Origin of the sequence: Polaribacter vadi, assembly GCF_018861005.1 — a bacterium.
Classification (GTDB): Bacteria; Bacteroidota; Bacteroidia; order Flavobacteriales; family Flavobacteriaceae; genus Polaribacter; species Polaribacter vadi_A.
The window spans coordinates 179,480-200,473 of sequence record NZ_JAHKQL010000004.1; the positions used below are offsets into that span (position 1 = coordinate 179,480).

Annotated in this window: 19 protein-coding genes; 10 read left to right on the forward strand and 9 right to left on the reverse strand. The window is 29.3% G+C overall.

Going from position 1 to position 20,994, the window contains the following annotated elements:
* Nucleotides 1–54 precede the first annotated feature (54 nt).
* The gene (locus tag KO506_RS03450) at nt 55–543 is read right to left on the reverse strand and encodes a TlpA family protein disulfide reductase (protein ID WP_215993496.1); all 489 of its coding nucleotides are present in this window, start codon (nt 541–543) and stop codon (nt 55–57) included.
* An 84-nt stretch (nt 544–627) separates the two neighbouring features.
* Here KO506_RS03450 and pyrF point away from each other — a divergent pair, with 84 nt between their 5' ends.
* Nucleotides 628–1,440 carry an orotidine-5'-phosphate decarboxylase gene (gene pyrF / locus KO506_RS03455; RefSeq protein ID WP_215993497.1) on the forward strand — a complete coding sequence of 271 codons (813 nt, stop codon included), beginning with the start codon at nt 628–630 and terminating at the stop codon, nt 1,438–1,440.
* A gap of 275 nt (nt 1,441–1,715) precedes the next feature.
* Here the strand turns inward: pyrF and KO506_RS03460 are convergent, their stop codons facing one another.
* From KO506_RS03460 to KO506_RS03475, 4 genes are all read right to left on the reverse strand, one after another.
* Nucleotides 1,716–2,567 carry a cupin-like domain-containing protein gene (locus tag KO506_RS03460; RefSeq protein WP_215993498.1) on the reverse strand — a complete coding sequence of 284 codons (852 nt, stop codon included), beginning with the start codon at nt 2,565–2,567 and terminating at the stop codon, nt 1,716–1,718.
* A 118-nt stretch (nt 2,568–2,685) separates the two neighbouring features.
* Nucleotides 2,686–4,287, reverse strand: coding sequence for a flotillin family protein (locus KO506_RS03465; RefSeq protein ID WP_215993499.1), 1,602 nt, complete (start codon nt 4,285–4,287; stop codon nt 2,686–2,688).
* Between the two features lie 21 nt (nt 4,288–4,308).
* Nucleotides 4,309–4,881 (reverse strand): hypothetical protein, encoded by a 573-nt coding sequence (locus KO506_RS03470; RefSeq protein ID WP_215993500.1) that lies wholly within the window; start codon nt 4,879–4,881, stop codon nt 4,309–4,311.
* 222 nt (nt 4,882–5,103) lie between these two features.
* On the reverse strand, nt 5,104–6,927 hold the full coding sequence (locus KO506_RS03475; RefSeq protein ID WP_215993501.1) for a TonB-dependent receptor plug domain-containing protein: 1,824 nt from the start codon (nt 6,925–6,927) through the stop codon (nt 5,104–5,106).
* 67 nt (nt 6,928–6,994) lie between these two features.
* Here KO506_RS03475 and KO506_RS03480 point away from each other — a divergent pair, with 67 nt between their 5' ends.
* The 8 genes from KO506_RS03480 to KO506_RS03515 all read left to right on the forward strand — a co-directional run bounded on the left by KO506_RS03480 (nt 6,995) and on the right by KO506_RS03515 (nt 12,591).
* Nucleotides 6,995–8,497 carry a PLP-dependent aminotransferase family protein gene (locus KO506_RS03480; RefSeq protein ID WP_215993502.1) on the forward strand — a complete coding sequence of 501 codons (1,503 nt, stop codon included), beginning with the start codon at nt 6,995–6,997 and terminating at the stop codon, nt 8,495–8,497.
* A gap of 80 nt (nt 8,498–8,577) precedes the next feature.
* Complete coding sequence (locus KO506_RS03485) at nt 8,578–9,843, forward strand: Y-family DNA polymerase (RefSeq protein ID WP_215993503.1); 1,266 nt, start codon at nt 8,578–8,580, stop codon at nt 9,841–9,843.
* 9 nt (nt 9,844–9,852) lie between these two features.
* Entirely contained in the window at nt 9,853–10,230 is a 378-nt protein-coding gene (locus tag KO506_RS03490; protein WP_215993504.1) for a DUF2007 domain-containing protein, read from the forward strand.
* A gap of 53 nt (nt 10,231–10,283) precedes the next feature.
* Entirely contained in the window at nt 10,284–10,718 is a 435-nt protein-coding gene (locus KO506_RS03495; protein WP_215993505.1) for a LexA family protein, read from the forward strand.
* Between the two features lie 77 nt (nt 10,719–10,795).
* A complete protein-coding gene (locus tag KO506_RS03500) occupies nt 10,796–11,323 on the forward strand; it encodes a DUF2975 domain-containing protein (RefSeq protein ID WP_215993506.1) in 528 nt (175 codons plus the stop codon).
* 6 nt (nt 11,324–11,329) lie between these two features.
* Nucleotides 11,330–11,875 carry a DUF2975 domain-containing protein gene (locus tag KO506_RS03505; protein ID WP_215993507.1) on the forward strand — a complete coding sequence of 182 codons (546 nt, stop codon included), beginning with the start codon at nt 11,330–11,332 and terminating at the stop codon, nt 11,873–11,875.
* A 4-nt stretch (nt 11,876–11,879) separates the two neighbouring features.
* Entirely contained in the window at nt 11,880–12,383 is a 504-nt protein-coding gene (locus KO506_RS03510; protein ID WP_215993508.1) for a DUF2975 domain-containing protein, read from the forward strand.
* Nucleotide 12,384: 1 nt separating this feature from the next.
* Nucleotides 12,385–12,591, forward strand: coding sequence for a helix-turn-helix domain-containing protein (locus KO506_RS03515; protein WP_091895173.1), 207 nt, complete (start codon nt 12,385–12,387; stop codon nt 12,589–12,591).
* A 197-nt stretch (nt 12,592–12,788) separates the two neighbouring features.
* Here the strand turns inward: KO506_RS03515 and KO506_RS03520 are convergent, their stop codons facing one another.
* Both KO506_RS03520 and KO506_RS03525 read right to left on the reverse strand, forming a co-directional pair.
* A complete protein-coding gene (locus KO506_RS03520; RefSeq protein WP_215993509.1) occupies nt 12,789–15,299 on the reverse strand; it encodes a S9 family peptidase in 2,511 nt (836 codons plus the stop codon).
* Between the two features lie 102 nt (nt 15,300–15,401).
* Nucleotides 15,402–15,851, reverse strand: coding sequence for a nucleoside deaminase (locus KO506_RS03525; protein WP_215993510.1), 450 nt, complete (start codon nt 15,849–15,851; stop codon nt 15,402–15,404).
* A 56-nt stretch (nt 15,852–15,907) separates the two neighbouring features.
* Between KO506_RS03525 and dxs the strand changes: the two genes are divergently transcribed.
* On the forward strand, nt 15,908–17,701 hold the full coding sequence (gene dxs, locus KO506_RS03530; RefSeq protein ID WP_215993511.1) for a 1-deoxy-D-xylulose-5-phosphate synthase: 1,794 nt from the start codon (nt 15,908–15,910) through the stop codon (nt 17,699–17,701).
* Nucleotides 17,702–17,742: 41 nt separating this feature from the next.
* On the opposite strand, the gene KO506_RS03535 is transcribed toward dxs, so the two are convergent.
* Nucleotides 17,743–18,150, reverse strand: coding sequence for a hypothetical protein (locus KO506_RS03535; protein ID WP_215993512.1), 408 nt, complete (start codon nt 18,148–18,150; stop codon nt 17,743–17,745).
* Nucleotides 18,151–18,220: 70 nt separating this feature from the next.
* Nucleotides 18,221–20,935 (reverse strand): T9SS type A sorting domain-containing protein, encoded by a 2,715-nt coding sequence (locus KO506_RS03540; RefSeq protein WP_215993513.1) that lies wholly within the window; start codon nt 20,933–20,935, stop codon nt 18,221–18,223.
* Nucleotides 20,936–20,994: the final 59 nt, after the last annotated feature.

The window sequence follows — 20,994 nt, forward strand, 5'->3', positions numbered from 1 at the left end:
AATGAAACCTAAATATTGAGTAGAATTAGAAATAGTTACTAAAACGATTTTTTACTATTTTTTAAGAGCTTCTTTTATTTTTTTATCTGATGCAATTGTAGCTTTAAATAAAGAAATTTCTCCCTTTTCATCTATAACCATATACCTAGGAATCCAACCAAGGTTTATAAAATCGACGAAATCACCTTCATTTTGTCCTTTTGGTAAATTATAATGAACACCTTTTAAATTATATTTTTTAATGGCACTTTTCCAAGAAGGATTACTTCTATCAACAGATAAAAATAAATAAACAACATCTGGAAATTCTTTTTGCAAAGCTTTTACTTTCGGGAAACCAACAATACAATCCTTACACCAAGAAGCCCACACATCTATTAAAATTTTTTTTTCTTTATGTTGATATAAAACTTCTCTTAAAGTAATTTTAGAATTATCTAAACCAATTAACATTTCTAAGTTTGCTTCTTCAGAAAATTGTTTTGGATCTTCTGAGCAACTCAACAACATTAAAACAGCAAATAGAATAAAGATTTTTTTCATATTTAATTTGTCCATTAAAAAATTACTTTCTTACAAACCTTAAAAGTTTAAAATAGTATTTTTGTAAACTGATAAACAAAAATAATGACAACAGCACAACTTGTATCACAAATAAATCTAAAAAAATCATTTTTATGTATTGGGTTAGATGTAGATTTAGACAAAATTCCAACTCATTTATTAGATTTAGAAGATCCTATTTTTGAGTTTAATAAAGCAATTATTGATGCTACACATCATTTGTGTGTTGCCTACAAACCAAATACAGCTTTTTATGAGGCTTACGGAATAAAAGGTTGGTTAGCTTTAGAAAAAACGATAGCCTACATTAATAATAACTATCCAGAAATTTTTACAATTGCTGATGCAAAACGTGGTGATATTGGCAATACCTCAACTATGTATGCCAAAGCTTTTTTTAACGATTTAGCTTTTGATTCTGTAACTGTTGCTCCTTATATGGGTAAAGATTCTGTTGAGCCTTTTTTAGCTTTTAAAGACAAGCATACTATTATGTTAGCTTTAACGTCTAACAAAGGTGCTTTTGATTTTCAGACCAAAAAAGTTGATGATAAAGAATTATACAAACAAGTTTTAACGACTTCTAAAAACTGGAAAAACTCTGAAAACTTAATGTATGTTGTTGGTGCTACAAAAGCCGAATATTTTAAAGAAATAAGAAAAATTGTACCCAATTCGTTTTTATTAGTTCCTGGAGTTGGTGCACAAGGTGGTAATTTACAAGATGTTTGTAAATATGGTTTAAATGATACTATTGGTTTATTAATTAATTCTTCTCGCGGAATTATTTATGCATCAAAAGATAAAAATTTTGCAGAAGCAGCTGCTAAAAAAGCTAAAGAATTACAATCTGAGATGAGCTTATTACTAGCCTAATATATTAATAAAAACAAAAAAGCCTCGCATTTGCGAGGCCCTTTTGTTAAACTCTTAAAGTACGATTAATAATAGGAAACCAAGTATAATAAGTATTACACTTATCACACCCATAACTTCTTGTACCTGGAATCATCTTTACTACCGCTTTTCTTTTTAATCTGTGCCTAGACTCAGATTTACATCTTGGGCAAGCTTTCATAGGTTAGTTTTTATTTGTTTAGACTTAACGAATATACTTAAAATCAAACAATTAAATAGAACCTTTTTAATTATTAAAGATTCTTTAATAAAGGCTGCTTATTTTTCCATTCTATCCACTTTTCACCTCTAAGCCTACGCATAACATTATCTATTGAGCGCATTATAAGGACATTACAGATAGCTTTTCCTAAATTTTTCGGATTTCTTGCAATTGCTCTTAAACTCAACGAAAAACCAGGTGTAATGTATCTCATGTAATGCCAATAACCTTCTGGCATGTATAAAACATTACCATGATTTAATTTAGTAACATAACCTTTAGCATTTTTTAATTTAGGCCATTTATCGAAATCAGGGTTATTAAAATCGATATCTTCTCTAGTAATTAAAGAATAAGGAATTTTATATAAATGTTTATTTTGTTTTTGATCGAATAAAATAACTTTCTTTTCACCTTCAAAATGAAAATGAAAAATATTAGCTAAATCAATATCATAATGCATAAAAGTATAAGAATCTCTTCCACCAAAAAACAACATTGGTAACCCTTTCATTAAGCGCAAGCCAAAATCTGGGTAAGAAAAGTCTTTTTGTAAAACTGGTACTTCTTTTAAGATATTCCACAGGAAAATTCTATATTTAGTAGGTTCACGTTTTAATAAATCTACATAATCTGCCATTTTCATTTTAGCATGTGGCTCGTTAAAACCTTCTTTATAATCTACAGGTCTATCATCATACAAAGGCACAGTTTTATTGCCTGCAACTTCTTTTATATAGTCTAAATTCCATTTTTTATACGCAGGCCAATCTTCTATAAATTGTTCTATAACCACAGGTTTTTGTGGTTTAAAATATTTTTTTATAAAGTCTTCTTTTGTAATTGTTTTTACTCTATCTATTTGAGATAAGTTTAAACTCATGCTTAAAAAATTTTAAAAAGCAAAGTTAAGAAAACGTTATGAAAAGTAATAATCTAAAAAAGTCACGCAATTTAAATTGCATGACTTTTAAAGATATTCATTAAGATTGAATTAATTTTTAAGAGATTACATCATCTGTAGATTCTTTAATTTCTTTTGTATCTATCTCTTTTCCTTTTAAATATTCTGGCAATTGCATACCTGCCATATCAAACATTTCTTGTAAAGGTGGCACTGCTTTATACATACCAGAAATAAAGTTAGAAGTTGATGTTTTTCCATCTTTTCCTCCTCCATTTTCCCAAACAGTTACTTTATCAATTTTAATATTTTTAATTGCTTCTGCTTGTGTTTTAACTAATTCTGGCAATTTATCTGCAATTAATAATAAAGCTGCGTTTTTAGAATCGTTACCTGCAGCTTTTACAATTTCATCTAAACCTGCAGCTTGCTTTGTTAATACTTCATATACACCTTTTGCCTCTGCTTCTGCTTTTAAGAAAATAGCATCTGCCTCTCCTTTAGCAATTCTTCTTATGTTTTCTGCTTCTGCTTCTGCATCAATCTCTACTTTAGATTTTGCTATTTCTGCAGGAATAACGATATCTGCATATTTTGTAGCTTTATCTCTAGACGCACGTGCATTTTCTGCTTCTTGTTCTGCTGCATATGCTTCTTCTAAAGCTTTTGCTGCTTGCACTTTTTCTGATGCAATTGCTCGTTTTTCTGCCTCTGCTTCTCTTTCTCTTCTTAAAGCATCTGATTCTGCAATAGAAATTTTAGCTGTATTTTCTCCAGTAATGGCACGTGCATTGGCTTCTGATGTTTTAATTCTTTCTGATTTTAGAGCTTCTGCTTCTCCAATTTTAGCTAGTGCTATTGCATTTGCGGTTTGTACTCTTTCATTCTGATTTGCATTAGCTTCCCCAATTTTTGCTTCTGCCATAGAAGCTGCTACTTGAGTCCTTTCATTTTGAGCTGCTTTTGCTTCCCCAATTTTTGCTTTTGCCTGTAACTCAGAAACTTTAATCCTTTCATCTTGTACAGCATCTGCCTCTCCAATAGAACCATCTCTATTTTTTTCTGCTACAGATTTTCTTGCAGCATTAATTGCATGCGCTGCAGCTTCTTTACCTAAAGCTTCTATATAACCAGATTCATCTACAATATCTGTAATATTTACGTTGATTAATTTTAAACCTACTTTCTTTAACTCAGTTTCTACACTTTGAGAAATATTGGTTAAAAACTTATCTCTATCATTGTTAATTTCTTCTATATCCATAGATGCAACCACCAAACGCAACTGCCCAAATATAATTTCTTGTGCTAAGTCTTGAATGTTATCTTGATTTAAACCTAACAATCTTTCTGCTGCATTTTGCATAATTCCTGGTTCTGTAGAAACCCCAATAGTAAATCTAGAAGGAACATTTACACGAATATTTTGCTTAGAAAGTGCATTTACCAAATTTACTTCTATAGAAATTGGTGTTAAGTCTAAAAACTCATAATCTTGTATTACAGGAAAAATAAATGCAGCTCCACCATGAATACATTTGGCAGATTCGCCTCCCCCAACTTTACCATACACTACCAAAATTCTGTCTGATGGACATCTTTTGTAGCGTTTTATCATGGCAACTATCAATATAAAAATAAAGAGAATTGCAATTCCTATTCCTACTAAACCCGCAAATGGGCTACTTTGTAATATCATTAAATTTAGCATAGTAATTTATTATTTTTGAGGTTCTATTATTAAAATTCCGTTGTTAGTTACTTCAATCACTTTTATAACATTTCCTTGCTTTAAGTCTTCTTTATAATCTGTTAAAGCTTCTAATTCTCTTAAAGCTCCCTGTACTTTTACCTGTACTTTGCCTATTCTAGATCTGTTTGCGCCTACTGTTAAATAAACTTCACCAATAGAATTTAAAGCATTTTGCATTTTTAAGGTGCCACTAGAAGTTAGTTTACTGATGTAATAAAACATTGCTGCCATTACAAACATCATTGCCAAACCACAAAGTAAGGAAACAATTATTGTGGTAGATCTTGAGTAACCTGCATCTATACACGCTATTCCACTCCACCCAAAAATAGCAAAAAAGGCTACTACATTTTTAAAGGTAAAAAATTGAAAACTTGCTCCTGTGTCTGCATCAACCTCCATATCTACATCACCAATATCATCTGTATCAGCACCAATAAAGGTGGTGATTAAAACGAATAGAAAAATAAGTGTAGAGATTCCTGTAATAATCCAATACGTTTTAGGGAAGGACGCTAATTCTTGAAACCATTCCATCATAGAAAATTAATTTTAAAGTGAATAAATATACTGCTTTTTGCGTTTATAAACTGACTTTATCTTCGGCAAAAAAGATCAATTTATATTCTTGAAAAAATAAAAAAGTGATTGTATATTATTAGTAGATAAAAAATATATTTTGTTACAATAATAGACAAAAAAAAAGCCCTGATAAAAAAAATTATCAAGGCTTAAAGTAAAAAAACGGGAATTTTAGATTCCTTAAAAATTGTATCTCAATCCAAATAAAACATTGCTTGGAGGCATTGGTACAAAACCAGATTCTATATAATCTGCATTAAAAATATTATTAGCTGTAATTGTAAAGTTAATTTTATTTACATCAACAATAATAGATGCATCCCAAACATTATAAGAAGTACCAACTGTACGTTCTGCATGTTTGTAAATAATATTCTGACGCACATTTTTAAACAATTTACTTGTAAAACGTGTTGTAAATTGATGTCTTAACGTATTTAAAGAATAACGAGATAAATCTTTATTTTGATCTAAAATATCATCCTCTAAAAAAGTATAGTTTGTAGAAATAGTTTGAGTATAACTACCTATTTTAAAATTATAACCTGCATCTAATTCAAAACCTTTGGTATTAACTTTTGTAATATTTGTTGCTGTAAATGCACTATTATCTGTATTTTCTCTTACATAATCTATCAAATTATCAGAATCTCTATTAAAGAAAGCAACTGAAGTAGAGAATTTAGCATCATCAAATTTAAAACCAATTTCTTGTGCAAAAGCTTCTTCTGGCTCTAAATTTTCGTTACCCACTGTTACAGGATCACTATAAAATAAATCTGTGTAAGTTGGTATTCTATACGTATAACCAATGTTTCCGTAAGCTTTTACTTTGTCTGATATTTTAAACCCTAAATCTAATCCTGGAAAAGCATGGAATTTAAAATCAGAAAAATAAGTAACTGCAATACCTGGAGTAATGTCTAATTTATCATCAGCCAAACTAAAACGATGCTCTAAAAACAAATTAGCCATTGTTCTATTTCTATCACCTAAATTATTACTGCTAATAGAAACTCTAGAAACATCTATTCCAAAACCAGTAACACCTACATTAGATGTGTAAGCTGCATTTGTTTCTACACCTACTTTATTGGTAATGTGCAAGTTTCTGTAAAAACTAGGATCGTCTCTTCTTAACAAGAAAATATCTTGACCTCTTCTCCAATACACTCTTGGTGTAATTTTTAATTTTTCTGATTTAAAAGTAGTAGAGACACCAATTACACTATTCTGAGTTTCTTCGTATTCGTGAAACGTTTCGTTAGTGGTATAAAAGTTTTCTGCTCCGAATTTTTTATCGAAAAAAGTAGCCAAAACCTCTATTGGTTGGCTCTTTTTATTAAAAACTCCTTTTAAGAAATAATTGTAATTGTTATAATCTGAATTTTCTCTATAACCATCTGATGTTAATGCACCAACGTGTGCTATTATTGATGAGTTTTCAAATTCTTTGCCCACAGTTACAGAACCATTTAATTGCCCAAAAGAACCTGTTTCTACATTTACAGAAGCAACATTATTCAATTTCTTTTTAGTTACAATATTTATAGCACCTGTAAATGCATTCTGACCAAAAACTCTTGCTGCAGGTCCTTTTATTACTTCTATTCTTTCAATAACTTCTATTGGTAAAGCCGCATTTAATGTATGATGCCCTGTTTGAGAATCGTCCATTTTAATACCATCAATTAATAGTAAAGTTTGATCAAAACCTCCACCTCTAATGTATAAATCTGCTTGGCTACCAGCAGTACCTCTTCTTCTAATATCTACACCTGCAACTTGTTGTAATAAATCTGCAACATTAGTAGCTGCACTATTTTTAATATCTTTGGATGAAATAACATTTATAGTTCTAGAATTTGCTTTAAAAGGCAAATCTATTCTTGTTGATGTAATAACAACCTCTTTTAAAGTATCTCTTTTTATAACTTTTTCTTGTGCTTTTACTTGTAAAACGGATAACATTCCAAGAATTACTAACGTAATTTTAATTTTCATAAATAGTGATTTAAATAGACTGCAAAAGTCGTAACTTTATAACCGCTTAAAATAGTCCGGTTTTTAAATGAGAGATAGTCCACTTTTGTCAATAATCCAGAAAAACGTCACTTTTGATAAATCTAAAACACAAGCTGTTTACATACAAGTTGCGCAAGCATTTGTACACTTGTTTCAGAGGAACATCATCCTAAAAAAAACAAAATTACCAGGCACTAGAGCTCTTGCAAAAACATTACAAATTCATAGAAATACTGCTGTCGCTATTTATGATGAATTAGCCTCTCAAGGTTGGGTAGACATTAAACCAAACAAAGGCACTTTTGTATCTACTAAAAAAGTGAGATTCACTAATAAAAACCGAAAAACTGAATTTATAAATCATCAAAATTTAGCCAAAACTACTGGTTTCGAATTTCAAAAATCGTTTCATTTGGCATCTACTGTGCAATTAACAGAAGCTAAATATTCTATAAATGATGGCAAACCAGATTTGCGTTTACATCCTGTAAATCAATTTACAAGATGGTATAGTGCAGCTATGAAACGTAAAACTTTAATTCAAAAATGGAACAGACCTCAAGAAGCATCACTCTCTATGTTTCAAACACAACTGTGTAATTATTTAAATGCCACAAGAGGATTACATGTAGGCCCTAAAAATATAATTAGTACCAGAAGTACAGAAATGAGTTTGTACATTGTTTCTCAACTTTTAATTCAAAAAAATGATGTTGTTTTGGTTGGCGATTTAAGCAATTATGCTTCTAATATGATATTTCAGCAAGTAGGAGCTCAACTAATTACAATTCCTACTGATGATGATGGTTTAGATGTTGAATTTATCAGAAAAAACTTTATAAAAAACAGTATTAGATGTGTTTATCTTTGTGCGCACAGAGATTACCCAACCACAGTTACCTTAAGCGCAACACGTAGAACTGCATTACTAAAATTGGCCAAAGAATTTGGTTTTGCCATTATTGAAGATGATTTTGATTTTGATTTTGATTTTCAGTTTGATAATTCTCCTGTTTTACCAATGACAAATTCTGATGAAAATGGAATGGTCATTTATCTAGGCAAATTGGGGCAATCTTTGTTTCCTAGTTTTCAAATCGGATTTGTAATTGCACCAGAAAATTTAATATCAGAAGCTAAAAATTATTTGTATTTATTAGATGAACAAGGAGATTTAATTCAGCAACAAATGTTATCAGAATTAATTAATGAAGGAGAAATATACAGATTAATGCAAAAGAATATTGTTATTTATAAAAAAAGAAGAGATTATTTAAATCAATTACTATCTAAATATTTTGATAAAATTGCAGCTTGGAAAATTCCTGAAGGTGGTTTGGCAATTTGGTTAACATTTTACCCAACCATACCTTTAGTTAAATTGGCTGAAGAAGCAGAAAAAAACAATTTATTTTTACCCAAAACTATTTTATATCAGAATAAAAACACTTGTGCAATTCGCTTTGGGTTTGGTCATTTAAATGAAAATGAAATCGAAATTGTTATTCAGAAATTAAAAAGCGCTTATAAAAATCTGTCTTTAAGTTAGGTTGATAATATTCTGCTTCTTTTACAAATTAAGATATTAACAACGCAATTTTGTCTGCTATTTTTAGGTATTTTTATACCATGTTTGCACTTGTAGATTGTAATAATTTTTATGCTTCTTGCGAGCGAGTTTTTAACCCAAACTTGCAAAACAAACCTGTTGCTATTTTAAGCAATAATGATGGTTGCGTAATTTCTATGAGCGATGAAGCTAAGAAATTAGAACTCCCATTTGGTGCTCCAATTTTTAAATGGGAACAATTTTGCAAAGAAAAAAACATTACAGTTTTGTCTTCTAATTATCCTTTGTATGGGGATATGAGTGCAAGAGTAATGAATATTCTGGCCGATTTTTCGCCAGATATTGAAGTGTATTCTATTGACGAATCTTTTTTACAATTAAAAGGTTTTGATAATTATGATTTACAAGAATATGCTACAAAAATTAGAAGTAGAGTTTTAAAATGGACAGGCATACCAACTTGTGTAGGAATTGCGCCCACCAAAGCATTGAGTAAAGTTGCCAATAAAATTGCACGTTCTAACCTAAAACAATCTAAAGGAATTTGTGTTATTGATTGCGAAGAAAACAGAATTAAAGCCTTAAAATGGACAAAAATTGGCAATGTTTGGGGAATTGGAAGACGCTTAAAAAACAGATTGCAAGCAAAAGGTTGTACAACTGCTTATGATTTTACACAATTACCAAGCGATTGGGTTTTAAAGAATTTTTCTATTGTAGAATGGCGTTTGCAAAAAGATTTACAAGGCATTTCTAAAATTCCGTTAGAAGAAGTTTCATCAAAAAAAATGATTGCCACAACTCGTAGTTTCGAATACACGTATTCTGATATCAATAATCTTAAAGAACGTATTTCTACGTTTGCTGCAAGTTGTGCAGAAAAATTGCGTAATCAAGAATCGAGCTGTCATATGTTAATTGTGCAGCTTTCTAGCAATCGTCATCAAAAAAATGAACCACAACACAGAGAGAGTAAAACCGTGGTTTTTTCGTATCCAACAGACTCTACATTAACCATTTCTAAAGCTGCTGTTGAAGCTGTAAAAAGTATTTTTAAACCCGGAATTAAATACAAAAGAGCAGGTGTAATTGTTACTGGTTTAGTTCCTAATGATAATTTTCAACTCAATTTATTTTCGCACGAAAACCCAAAACACAAGCCGTTAATGTCTGCGATTGATCATTTAAATCGTAAATTTAAAGCAGACAAAATTAAATTAGGGAATCAAGATTTAAAACGTACTTGGAAAATGCGTCAAGAAAGATTATCACCTAAATTCACCACAAACATCAATGATATTTTAATTATAAAAGCCACTAAATAAGTTTTTTTTATGAATGATAATTACAACATTTTAGCCGTTTTTGATTATTCTACAGAAGCACATGTTACCAAATCTAAATTAGATTCAGAAGGTTTAAAAACCTTACTAATGGACGAAAAAACGATAGATACTGATCCTTTGGTTAGCAATGCAATTGGTGGCGTAAAATTGTTGGTTCATAAAAACGATTTTGAAAAAGCAGCTACTATTTACAATGAAATTAGAACATATCAGAAAGATGAAAGTGGAAACGATATTTTTTGTCCTAACTGTAATTCTAATCAAATTTTAATTGCTCCTCTTAAAAGGAAAAATATATTTTTTATGTTATTTCCTTTTTTTGAAAAAACAAAACACATCTGTAATAATTGTAAAACAGTATTTTAATTCTAAAATAATAGCTAAAACATTTCAAGAAAAGTTATAATTTGCAACTACTTATGATTGGAACTAAAAATCTTACTTTTTTTACACCAAAAGCTTCTTCTGGTAATGGAGCTGTTTTGGTTGATGTTGGCATTTCTGCTGGATTTCCTTCGCCTGCAGATGACTTTAGAGAAACTAGAATTTCTTTAGATGATGAATTAATTCAAAACAAAGACGCTACTTTTTTTGCCAAAGTAAAAGGTCAATCTATGATTGATGCTGGTTTAGATGATAACGATTTGTTAGTTATTGACAGAAGTTTAGAACCTGCCAACAATAAAATTGCGGTTTGTTTTTTAGATGGCGAGTTTACCGTAAAACGTTTACGAGTTGAAAAAAATGAAGTTTGGTTGCAACCAGAAAATCCTGATTACCCAATTATAAACATTACAGAAGAGAATGATTTTATGATCTGGGGAATTGTAACAAGTGTGATTAAAAAAGTATAAATTACCTTTATTTAGTATTTTATTATTGTTTTTCGATAATTTTTATATATTTGTGATATCAAATACTATAAAATGTTATGAAAAAAATTGCCTATTTAATTTCTAAAATAACTTTTTGGGGTTTTCTTTTATTTACTTTAATTCTGATCCCTCTTTCATTATCCTCTTTTTTAGAATATTATTTTAATTGGGATATTCCTTTTGTAGAAATTGTTAAAAGAGAAGGTTTAGATTTTGCTAAAATTAAAAATATTGGTATTGAATTTTGGCTCAATTATACCATGATTTTAATGTGGGGAACAATGATTTTTTATGCTATTTATTTTTATGCATTACAAAAATTTTTCAAAATATTTATTTTTGAAAATACTTTTGATCAACATGCTGTAAAACAGCTTAATCTTTTTTACAAATTAAACTTTTTCCCTATAATTATTGGCTTTATTGGCATCTTGTATCGTTACTTTTCTTTAGGATATTTTAAATTTGATGAGCCTCATTTTTTTGTATTTATTCATTTAGTTGTTGCATTCTTTTTATACTTCTATCAAGATTTGATAAAAAAAGGAAACACTATTCAACAAGAAAACGATTTAACAATTTAAAAAACCATGAAAACACAATCGAACATTTTAAAATGGCTATCGCTTATATTTTTAATAAGACTTATCTATCTTACTTTTAAACAAATACAGAATCTATATTTAATTAGTAATAACGATAAAAAACTAAATAAAATATTTGGAATAGAGTATCCTGAAGATATTAATCAATCTTTACTCTGGATAATAAGTATTTTTATTTTAGCCAGCTTAATTTATTTAATATATCAGTTGTTTAATTTGATAAGAATAGCTCAAAACCTCATTGATAACAAGGTTTTCACTAACAAAAACGCAAATCAATTACATGCTATAGGAAAAGGTATTATAGTTTTCACATCAATTCTTATCATTGTACAAACAACTATAGACCATTCGTTTTTAGATAGTACTGTTAGCTCTAAAGAATCCAATTCTTATAACTTGGGTTACGCTCTTGGAACTAACATTGCAAAAAGAATGTACTTATACATGATCTCTCTTTTTGTATTAATAATTTCTTCATTAATTAAAAACGGAAATATTATAAAACAAGAAAACGATTTAACAATTTAAAACTATGAGAAAAATTAATATTTTAAAAGCGATTGTAGATTTACTTTGGATATTTTCTATGCCAATTATACTAATGATTTTTGGTTTTTCTATTGCGATTTTCTTTGTTGATTTAAGTGAGGTAAATATCAAAATAAATTCAGTAAATTTTAATAATGATAGTTTGTTATCAAAAACATTATTGGTTATTTCAGCACTAAATTATTTACTAATTATTACAGCTTTATATTTTTTTAGAAAAGTATTAAACTACTTTATAAGAATAAAAATATTTGAAGAAACAGTTATAACATTATTAAAAAAAACAGGAAATTTATTATCTGTTTCCGGAATTATTTCTCTCACAGTTTCTATGATTAGTAAAATTTATTTTGAACAAAAAATAACTTTAGAATTCGGATTGAATCAACATTTAGTAATTATTTGTTTAGGCTTATTCTTTTTAGTTTTAAGTGAAATATTTAAAATTGCAAAACATCAAAAACAAGAAAACGATTTAACAATATAATATGGCAATCATTGTAAACTTAGACGTAATGCTTGCCAAACGCAAAATGCGCAGTAAAGAATTGGCAGAAATAATTGGCATTACTACCGCAAATTTATCCGTTTTAAAATCTGGTAAAGCAAAAGCGATTCGGTTTTCTACTTTAGAGGCAATTTGTAAAGCTTTAGAATGCCAGCCTGCAGATATTTTAGAGTATCAACAAGATTAAAAACATCTCGATACAATTTTGCAAAAAAGCAAAATCACTCGATATTACAGACTAAAAACTTTAAAGAAATCTAATTGTCAGTTCGAGTGGTTTTTCTGACAAAGGAAGAAAAATTATATCAAGAACTTTTAAATTCAACCAAAAAAAACTCCGAATTTTCATTCGGAGTTTTTATTTTATAAAACCTATAAACAGTTTTATCTATTCATTGGTTTGTCTAAATTCATAAACATAAAATCTGCACTTGTATTTTCTTCACCTAACAAATATTTACTAAAATGATCTGCTCTTAACCAAAAAGAATATTCTGTCATATTACCAAAACCATGTCTTTGTCCTGGCATAATCATATATTTAAAACGTTTATTTGCTTTAATTAATTCGTTTGCCATTCTTATGGTTCCTGCAGGATTTACGTTATTATCCATATCTCCATGAATCAACATTAAATGGCCTTTTAGGTTTTTTGCCAAAGACTGATTTACATCAATTTTATATTTATAAGAACTTTTCCCTTTCTCGTCAATTTCTTCTTTTACACCATGATGCGTTTCACTCCACCAAGAATTGTACACATTGTTATCATGATTTCCTGCTGATGAAACTGCTGCTTTAAAGAAATCTGGATACACTAACATTGCAGCTGTAGACATAAATCCACCTCCTGAATGACCGTAAATTCCTACTTTTTCGATATCGATAAATTTATGTTTATTTGCCAATTGTTGCGCAACATATTTTTTATCCGCCAAACCATAATCACGCAAATTACCATAACCATAATTATGATACCATTTAGATCTATCTGGATGTCCACCTCTGTTTCCTAACGTAATTACAATAAAACCAACTTGCGCCATTCTATCAACTCTATCCATTCTGTAAGAAAAAGATTTGTTAACAGCTTCTGTTTGTGGGCCAGGATACACATATTCTAACAACGGATAAACTTTGGTAGAATCCATATCAAAAGGTTTGTACATTACTCCGTAAATATCTGTAATTCCATCATCTGCTTTTACTTTAAAAGGCTCAGGAAATTTATATCCTGATGCAAATAATTGCGATAAATCTGCGGTTTCTAAATCCATAACTTTACGTCCGTTAGCATCTCTAACTTCCGATTTTGGAACTGTATTAACTCTAGAAAAATTATTTACAAAGTATTGATTAGAATCAGACATACTTGTTCTTGCAGTAAAATTACCAGGATTTAAAGTCTTTAATCCTGTACCATTTAAATTGATACTATAAGTATGAGCATAATAAGGATCTTGTTCTTTATTTACTCCATTTGCAGAAAAATATAAAGTTCTAGTTTTTTCGTTTAAACCCTCAAAATTAGACACATGATAATCGCCATTTGTAACTTGGTTTTTTAAATTACCATTGGCATCATACAAATAAAAATGTGCCCAACCATCACGTTCTGCCCAATGTAACATTTCTGTTTCATTATTAAATAAAACCAAAGGTTTAGATTCTATATAGGTATTAAAACGCTCTTCGATTAAGGTTTTATATTCTCCTGTATTAATATCAGCAACATTAATATCGTATTTTTTACGATCTCTAGATATTACACTAAAATATACTTTCCCTTTTTTAGATAAAAGTAAAGAAGGTCTAAAATCGTCATCTCTTTCAGACTGTTTTCTTGGCGCTCTAAAAACAGAAATACTTTGTTGTTTAATAGTATCTAAAGGAACTCTTACATGTGTTTTTGTAGGAATATCAAAAATTAATAATTCTGATTTATAATATTCTTGCTCTCCTGGCATGTGATATTTGTACGTTTCTAACGTTGGTCTTTTTTTACCTGTAGAGTTAATTACCCATAAATCTTTAATATGTCTAGAGTCTGATTTTTGAAAAACAAACTTTTTAGAATCGTGAGACCACATACCTCCAACTCCATTTCTTTTATCTTTATTTTTTTCTATATCTTCATTATCTCGTCCTCTACCACCTCTACCATAACCATAGTTTTTTTCACCATCTTTTGTCCATTGATTTTCTACAACAGTACTGTCTTTTTCATCTTTAATAAACTTTTTAAAGTTTACTTTATCCATCCAATACAAATTGTAATTTTTAGAGTACAAAACGATAGAACTATCTGGAGCAATATTTGCCCAACGTTTCCAAGGTTCTTTTTCTTTCTTTTTATTATCTAAAATGGTTAAACTATTACTACCTAATTTGTATTCTAAATAGTAAACTTTCTTTTCCTTTTTAGGTTTTTTAGGCTTTGCTTTTTTACCTTTTTTGGTTGATGTAGAATCTTTTTTAACCTCTTTTTTTTCTTCTATAACCTCTACTTCTTCTGTAGAAGTTACATAAAAACGAATTGCATTTTCTGCTTCGTTAAATTTAAAACTGAAACGTGGCAAATGTTTTGCATCGTAAGGATCTTTGGTAATTTCTGTTAACCATTTTGCCATTTTTATGTTATCAAAAAGTGTTTTTTTAGTTTTTCTGTCTAAATCAACTAAATAATAATTAGAACCTTCTGATGTTTTGTAAGAATACCAAAAACGGTTTCCTTTTTTTAACCAATGAGGATTTACACTGGTTGAATGTACCATTTTTGCTAAATTTTTAGGCGAATATTTAGCTGCAGCTCTGTAATTGGGTTTTGGAGTTTCTTGTGCAAAACTTATTGAAACAGTCAATAAAAACACAAAAAACAAGATGAAATTTTTCATTTGTAATGTTTGATTAAATTTGAATTAACCCTAAAGTTGATTAAAACAAATTACACTACAAATTTTTTAAGAAGAGTTTGTTAAATATTTAACAGTTTACTTTTAATTTAGATTACGTTTTTCGATAAAGAACCGTTTTAAAATTTGAGAACATTCGTTTTCTAAAATTCCTGATACAACTTTTGTCTTCGGATGTATAGTAGTTTTTAAATTTACAAAACCTCTTTCAGGTTCAGAAGCACCATAGACAATTTTACTTATTTGTGCCCAATAACTTGCACCTGCACACATTTGGCAAGGCTCTAAAGTTACATACAAAATACAATCTTTTAAATATTTACCACCTAAAAAATCTGCAGCTGCAGTAAATGCTTGCATTTCTGCATGTGCTGTTACATCATTTAAAGTCTCTGTTAAATTATGTGCTCTTGCAATTATTTTATTCTTTAAAACAATAACAGCACCAACAGGAACCTCGCCTTTATCAAAAGCAATTTCTGCTTCTTGATAGGCTTTTCTCATAAAATAAGTATCATCAAAAGGTTGTATCATAATTTAAAGAAAATAAAAATCAATATTACAAAAAAGGATTATTGTATTTTTGTAGAATGTCAAAAAATTTGTTGGACAACATATCAAATCCTTCTGATTTAAGAAAATTAAATCCTAATCAATTACCTGAATTAGCTAAAAATTTAAGGGAATTTATTATTGATATTGTATCAACTAAAGAAGGCCATTTGGGTGCAAGTTTAGGTGTTGTAGAATTAACAATTGCTTTGCATTATTTGTTTGATACACCTAATGATTTATTAGTTTGGGATGTTGGTCATCAAGCCTATGGACATAAAATTTTAACTGGAAGAAAAGACGTTTTTCATACCAACAGACAATTTGGTGGTATTTCTGGTTTTCCGTCAAGAAAAGAAAGTAAATTTGATGCATTTGGTGTTGGCCATTCTTCTACTTCTATTTCTGCTGCTTTAGGAATGGCAATTGCATCGAACTTAAAAGGAGAAAAAGAAAAACAACATATTGCTGTAATTGGTGATGCTTCTATTGCAAGCGGAATGGCTTTTGAAGCGTTGAATCATGCAGGAGTTTCTAAAGCAAATTTACTCATCATTTTAAATGATAATGCTATTGGAATTGATCCTGCTGTTGGTGCTTTAAAAGAGTATTTAACTAAGGTAAAATCCGATAGAAAATTAGCAGCTCAAAATAATATTATAAAAGCATTAAATTTTAATTATTCTGGACCTATTGATGGTCATAATTTACCAAAACTATTAACTGAATTAGAACGATTAAAATCTGTAAAAGGTCCAAAATTTTTACACATTATAACTACCAAAGGTAAAGGTTTACAAAAGGCTGAAGAAGATCAAATAACCTATCATGCACCTGGTAAATTTGATAAAATTTCTGGAGAGCGTTTAAAGAAAGAAGCTAGTTTATATACAAAGTATCAAGATGTATTTGGAAAAACCATTGTTGAACTCGCAGAAAAAAATGATAAAATTGTAGCAATTACACCAGCAATGTTAACTGGTAGTTCTTTAAACTTAATGTTAAAAAAGTTTCCTAACCGAACTTTTGATGTTGGTATTGCAGAACAACATGCTGTTACTTTAGCTGCAGGAATGGCTACACAAGGTTTAGTGCCTTTTTGTAATATTTATTCCACTTTTTTACAACGTGCTTACGATCAAGTTATTCATGATGTGGCTTTGCAAAATTTACCAGTAATTTTTTGTTTAGATAGAGCTGGTTTAGTTGGCGAAGATGGTGCTACACATCATGGTGTTTTTGATTTGGCATATTTAAGATGTATACCAAATCTAATTATTTTTGCTCCAAGAAACGAAATTGAATTGCGTAATATTTTATATACAGCTCAATTAGGTTTAAAAAATCCGATTGCAATTCGTTATCCTAGAGGTTTAGGTAATATTGTTGATTGGCAAAAACCTTTTCAAAGAATTGATATTGGTAAAGGTATTTGTTTAAAAAATGGTAAAACTATTGCTATTTTGAGTGTTGGTACAATTACAGAAAATGTTTCTAAAGCCATTGTTTTATCAGAAAAAAAATTAAATAATGAAAACTCAATTTCTTTAATTGCTCATTATGATCTGCGTTTCATAAAACCTTTGGATGAAAATTTATTGCATACCATTTTAAAAAAACATCAAACCATAGTTACTATTGAAGATGGAGTTTTAAAAGGTGGTTTTGGTTCTTCTATTTTAGAATTTGCTGCTGAAAATTATTATCAAAATAAAATTAAAATTTTAGGTATACCTGATGATTTTATTGAGCAAGGTTCTAAAGAAAGATTACTATTAAAAAACGGACTAGATTCAAGAACTTTATCAGAAGTGTTTTCTAGATTGATATAAAACAAAAAAAGACGCATTTCTGCGTCTTTTTAATTTATATATTATTGTGGTATACCAATATCTTTTTTTTCTAAAAGAACTTTAAAATATTTCTTTTTTTCTTTTATCATATAAACCAAAACTGCTTCATTTGATTTTAATTGAAAAGGAAAATCATCTTTTAAAACCTCTTTAGTTTTTTCATCTTTTATAGAACTATTAATAGCATCTAAATTTGTTTCTTCTGACTTTTTTGTTCTTATAAAAGCTGTATAAATATTAGGCTCATTAAACTTTAAATTGGCATATTTTTCTTTAAAATAAACACCTGAAAGTTTTTTATCCTGTTCTAATTTATCACTTATAGAAATATGAACATTAAAACCAGCTCCACCTCCTTTTATTCCTGATGAATATTTAGAAAAGTAGGCTTCTTTAATTTCTACTAAAGGTTTATCTTCTAATTTCATATTACCACTAGCGCATCCAAAAAGGAAAATAAACATTAAAAGAAAGCTGTAGAACTTCTTTATCATATTTTTATTCTTTAATAAATTTAACAGACTGCTTTAAATCTTTTGATTTTATATTCAAAATATAAGCACCTACAGTTAAATTTTCTACATTAATTTGAGCATCTTTAAGTTGTCCTTTTTTTACAGATTTACCAATTAAATTATAAATTTCATAGGTAACATCATCATTTGAATCTATTAAACTACTCTTTAAGAAAACATTAGTTGCAACAGGGTTAGGATATATTGATAATTTTAAATCATCATTAAAAGAACTAACAGAAAGTGTTTCTTCTATAGTAGTTTCGTACATACCATTTCCATGAGTACCAATTAATAATTTATTATCTGAAGGACGATAAACTAATGAACTAATAATAGCTAAACCTAAATCGTTAGCTCCTTCAATAGCCCAATCTATACTTGTTGGATCTGTAGAACTATATAATCCTTTTGCTGTACCTACAAAGTATGTTATTTCTGAACCTACTTGTGTAATTGCTGCAGATCTTATTGAATGAACATCTAAATTTCTTTCTACTAAATCCCAAGTTGGAGATGCAGCAGTTGCGTTTGTTGTTAGGTATATATTATTAATTCCGTAGTTTGAATAAACTGCTAATACAATATCTGGATTTGTAGGGTGAATAGCAATATCACTTACAATTGACCCACTTGCCTTACTTGCTGAAGCTGGAGTTATATTTACAGCTGAAGTAGAAATAGATGTTACATTTTGAGGATCTGACACTCTAAAAATTCCACCACTTTGACCACCAATATAAATGTGACTTGTTGCAGCATTATATGTACCTCTTGTAGTTGCTATAGTTCTAATAAACTCGTTAGTACCTGGTAAAGTTCCTAAATTAGTCCAAGTTTCACTAGTTATATTTTCTGCATCATTGGTTACAAATAAACTAGATTGACCTGCATAATATAATGTTTCATTATTATCTGGATCTAAATAAAAATAAGTAACAAACTGACTAGAAGAATCATCTGGAGTTATTTCTAAAAACCCATTTTTTCTTTGATAAATTGTTCCGTTTTGAAAACCTAAATAATATCTAAGTGCATTACTATTTCTACCTATTCCAACAGCAACTCCATCTCCACCAGCCATACTAACCATTGTTGATTTATCAGTAATTGCTGAACTAGCATAATCTAAACCACCAACAGTAGTTCCATTATCTTGTGCACCACCTAAAACAATATCTTTCCCAGATTGTGGATCCATAGCAACATGATAATATTGATATGTTTGATAGTTATTATTTAAGCTTGTCCAAGCTACACTTGGCACCGTAACTAATGCTTTATGAATTCCACCATCTGTACCACTGTAAAGAGTTGTTGGATCTTGAGGATCGAATACTAATTGGTGTATATCTGGATGATGATTTGTACCACCAACACTATATGTACCATAACTTAAATTATTTACATAACCTCCAATTCTTGAAAACATAACATCTGTAGTAATATTTTCAATTTTATATGGATTTGTACCACCAACAACAACAAAATTCTCATTATCTGGTTTAACAGACACTACTAAATCATACCCTCCTTGAATAGCAAAAGGGTCATTACCTTCTGAGTTCCCTCCAGATTCATCTGGTAATTTATCTGAGTAATTTGTCCAAGTAGAAGTTGATAAATCGTATTTCCATAAATCTGCTTCTATTTCATAAGTATCTGAAGAAGCATCAGATGTTTTTCCATTATTATATAATGCATAAAAAACATCATTATTACTAGGTGCAACAGCTAAAGTTATTCTGCCTGCAGCAGACCAACCTGTTGGATTACCATTTCTTGCTAAAAGAGTCCAAGAACCATTTCCTGTAGGAGAAGTTGTAACACCTGCTGTTTTAGATGTACCTTCTATAGCTGCAAAAACTCTACCATTACTTGCAATTTTAACATCTGTCCAACCTGTAGCATCATCTGCCATCTCTAGTTCAACATTCATAGTTGTACCATCATATCTATAAATTTTACCTGTAGCTGCAATAAATAATTCTCCATTAATAGGACTTACTTCTAAAGCATTTACATAATCGAAATAAGAATCAAAAGCTTCATGAACTGAATTTGTTAAAGCAATTTGAGACCAATTAAGACCACTATCAATAGATTTCCAAACACCTTGACCTCTATATGCAGAACCCAATGACGCACTATTTCCAGACCATTCTCCTGTTGCATAATACCATATATTTTGAGAATCTACTCTTGTATCTTGCGCAATTGCTGTAACATTATGTATTTCATCATTATTAGATACTTTGGTCCAGTTTGCACCACCATCAGTAGTTCTAAAAACACCACTACTTACACCACCAGCGATAATTGTATTTCCTGTAGGGTCTGAAACATCTATTCTTAAAGCTCTTGTTCTTCCTCCTAAATTAGAAGGCCCTCTAGAGATAAAACTTCTACTTGCAACACTACTTTTAGATTTTGTATTTAATAATTTATAGGCGGTATTGTATTCTTGCTCTTTCTCTTCTAAAGGAATTTTACCAGTTGTTGGATTGATTTGAAACCCTAACTCATACAATTCTCTTTCTTTTGCATAAAGCATTTTCTCTTCTATGGTTTTCTTTTTCTTTTTTATCTTTTTTAAAGATGCTACTTCATTATTAGCTTCATTTTTATCAGATAATAAAACTATACCAACAAAAGCAACCAAAACTAAAGCTAGTAAACCAAGTACTTTTTTTCTCATAAGTGTTAAAATTTTAAATATAGAACCACTAATTTAACTATAATTGATTAATAATTATG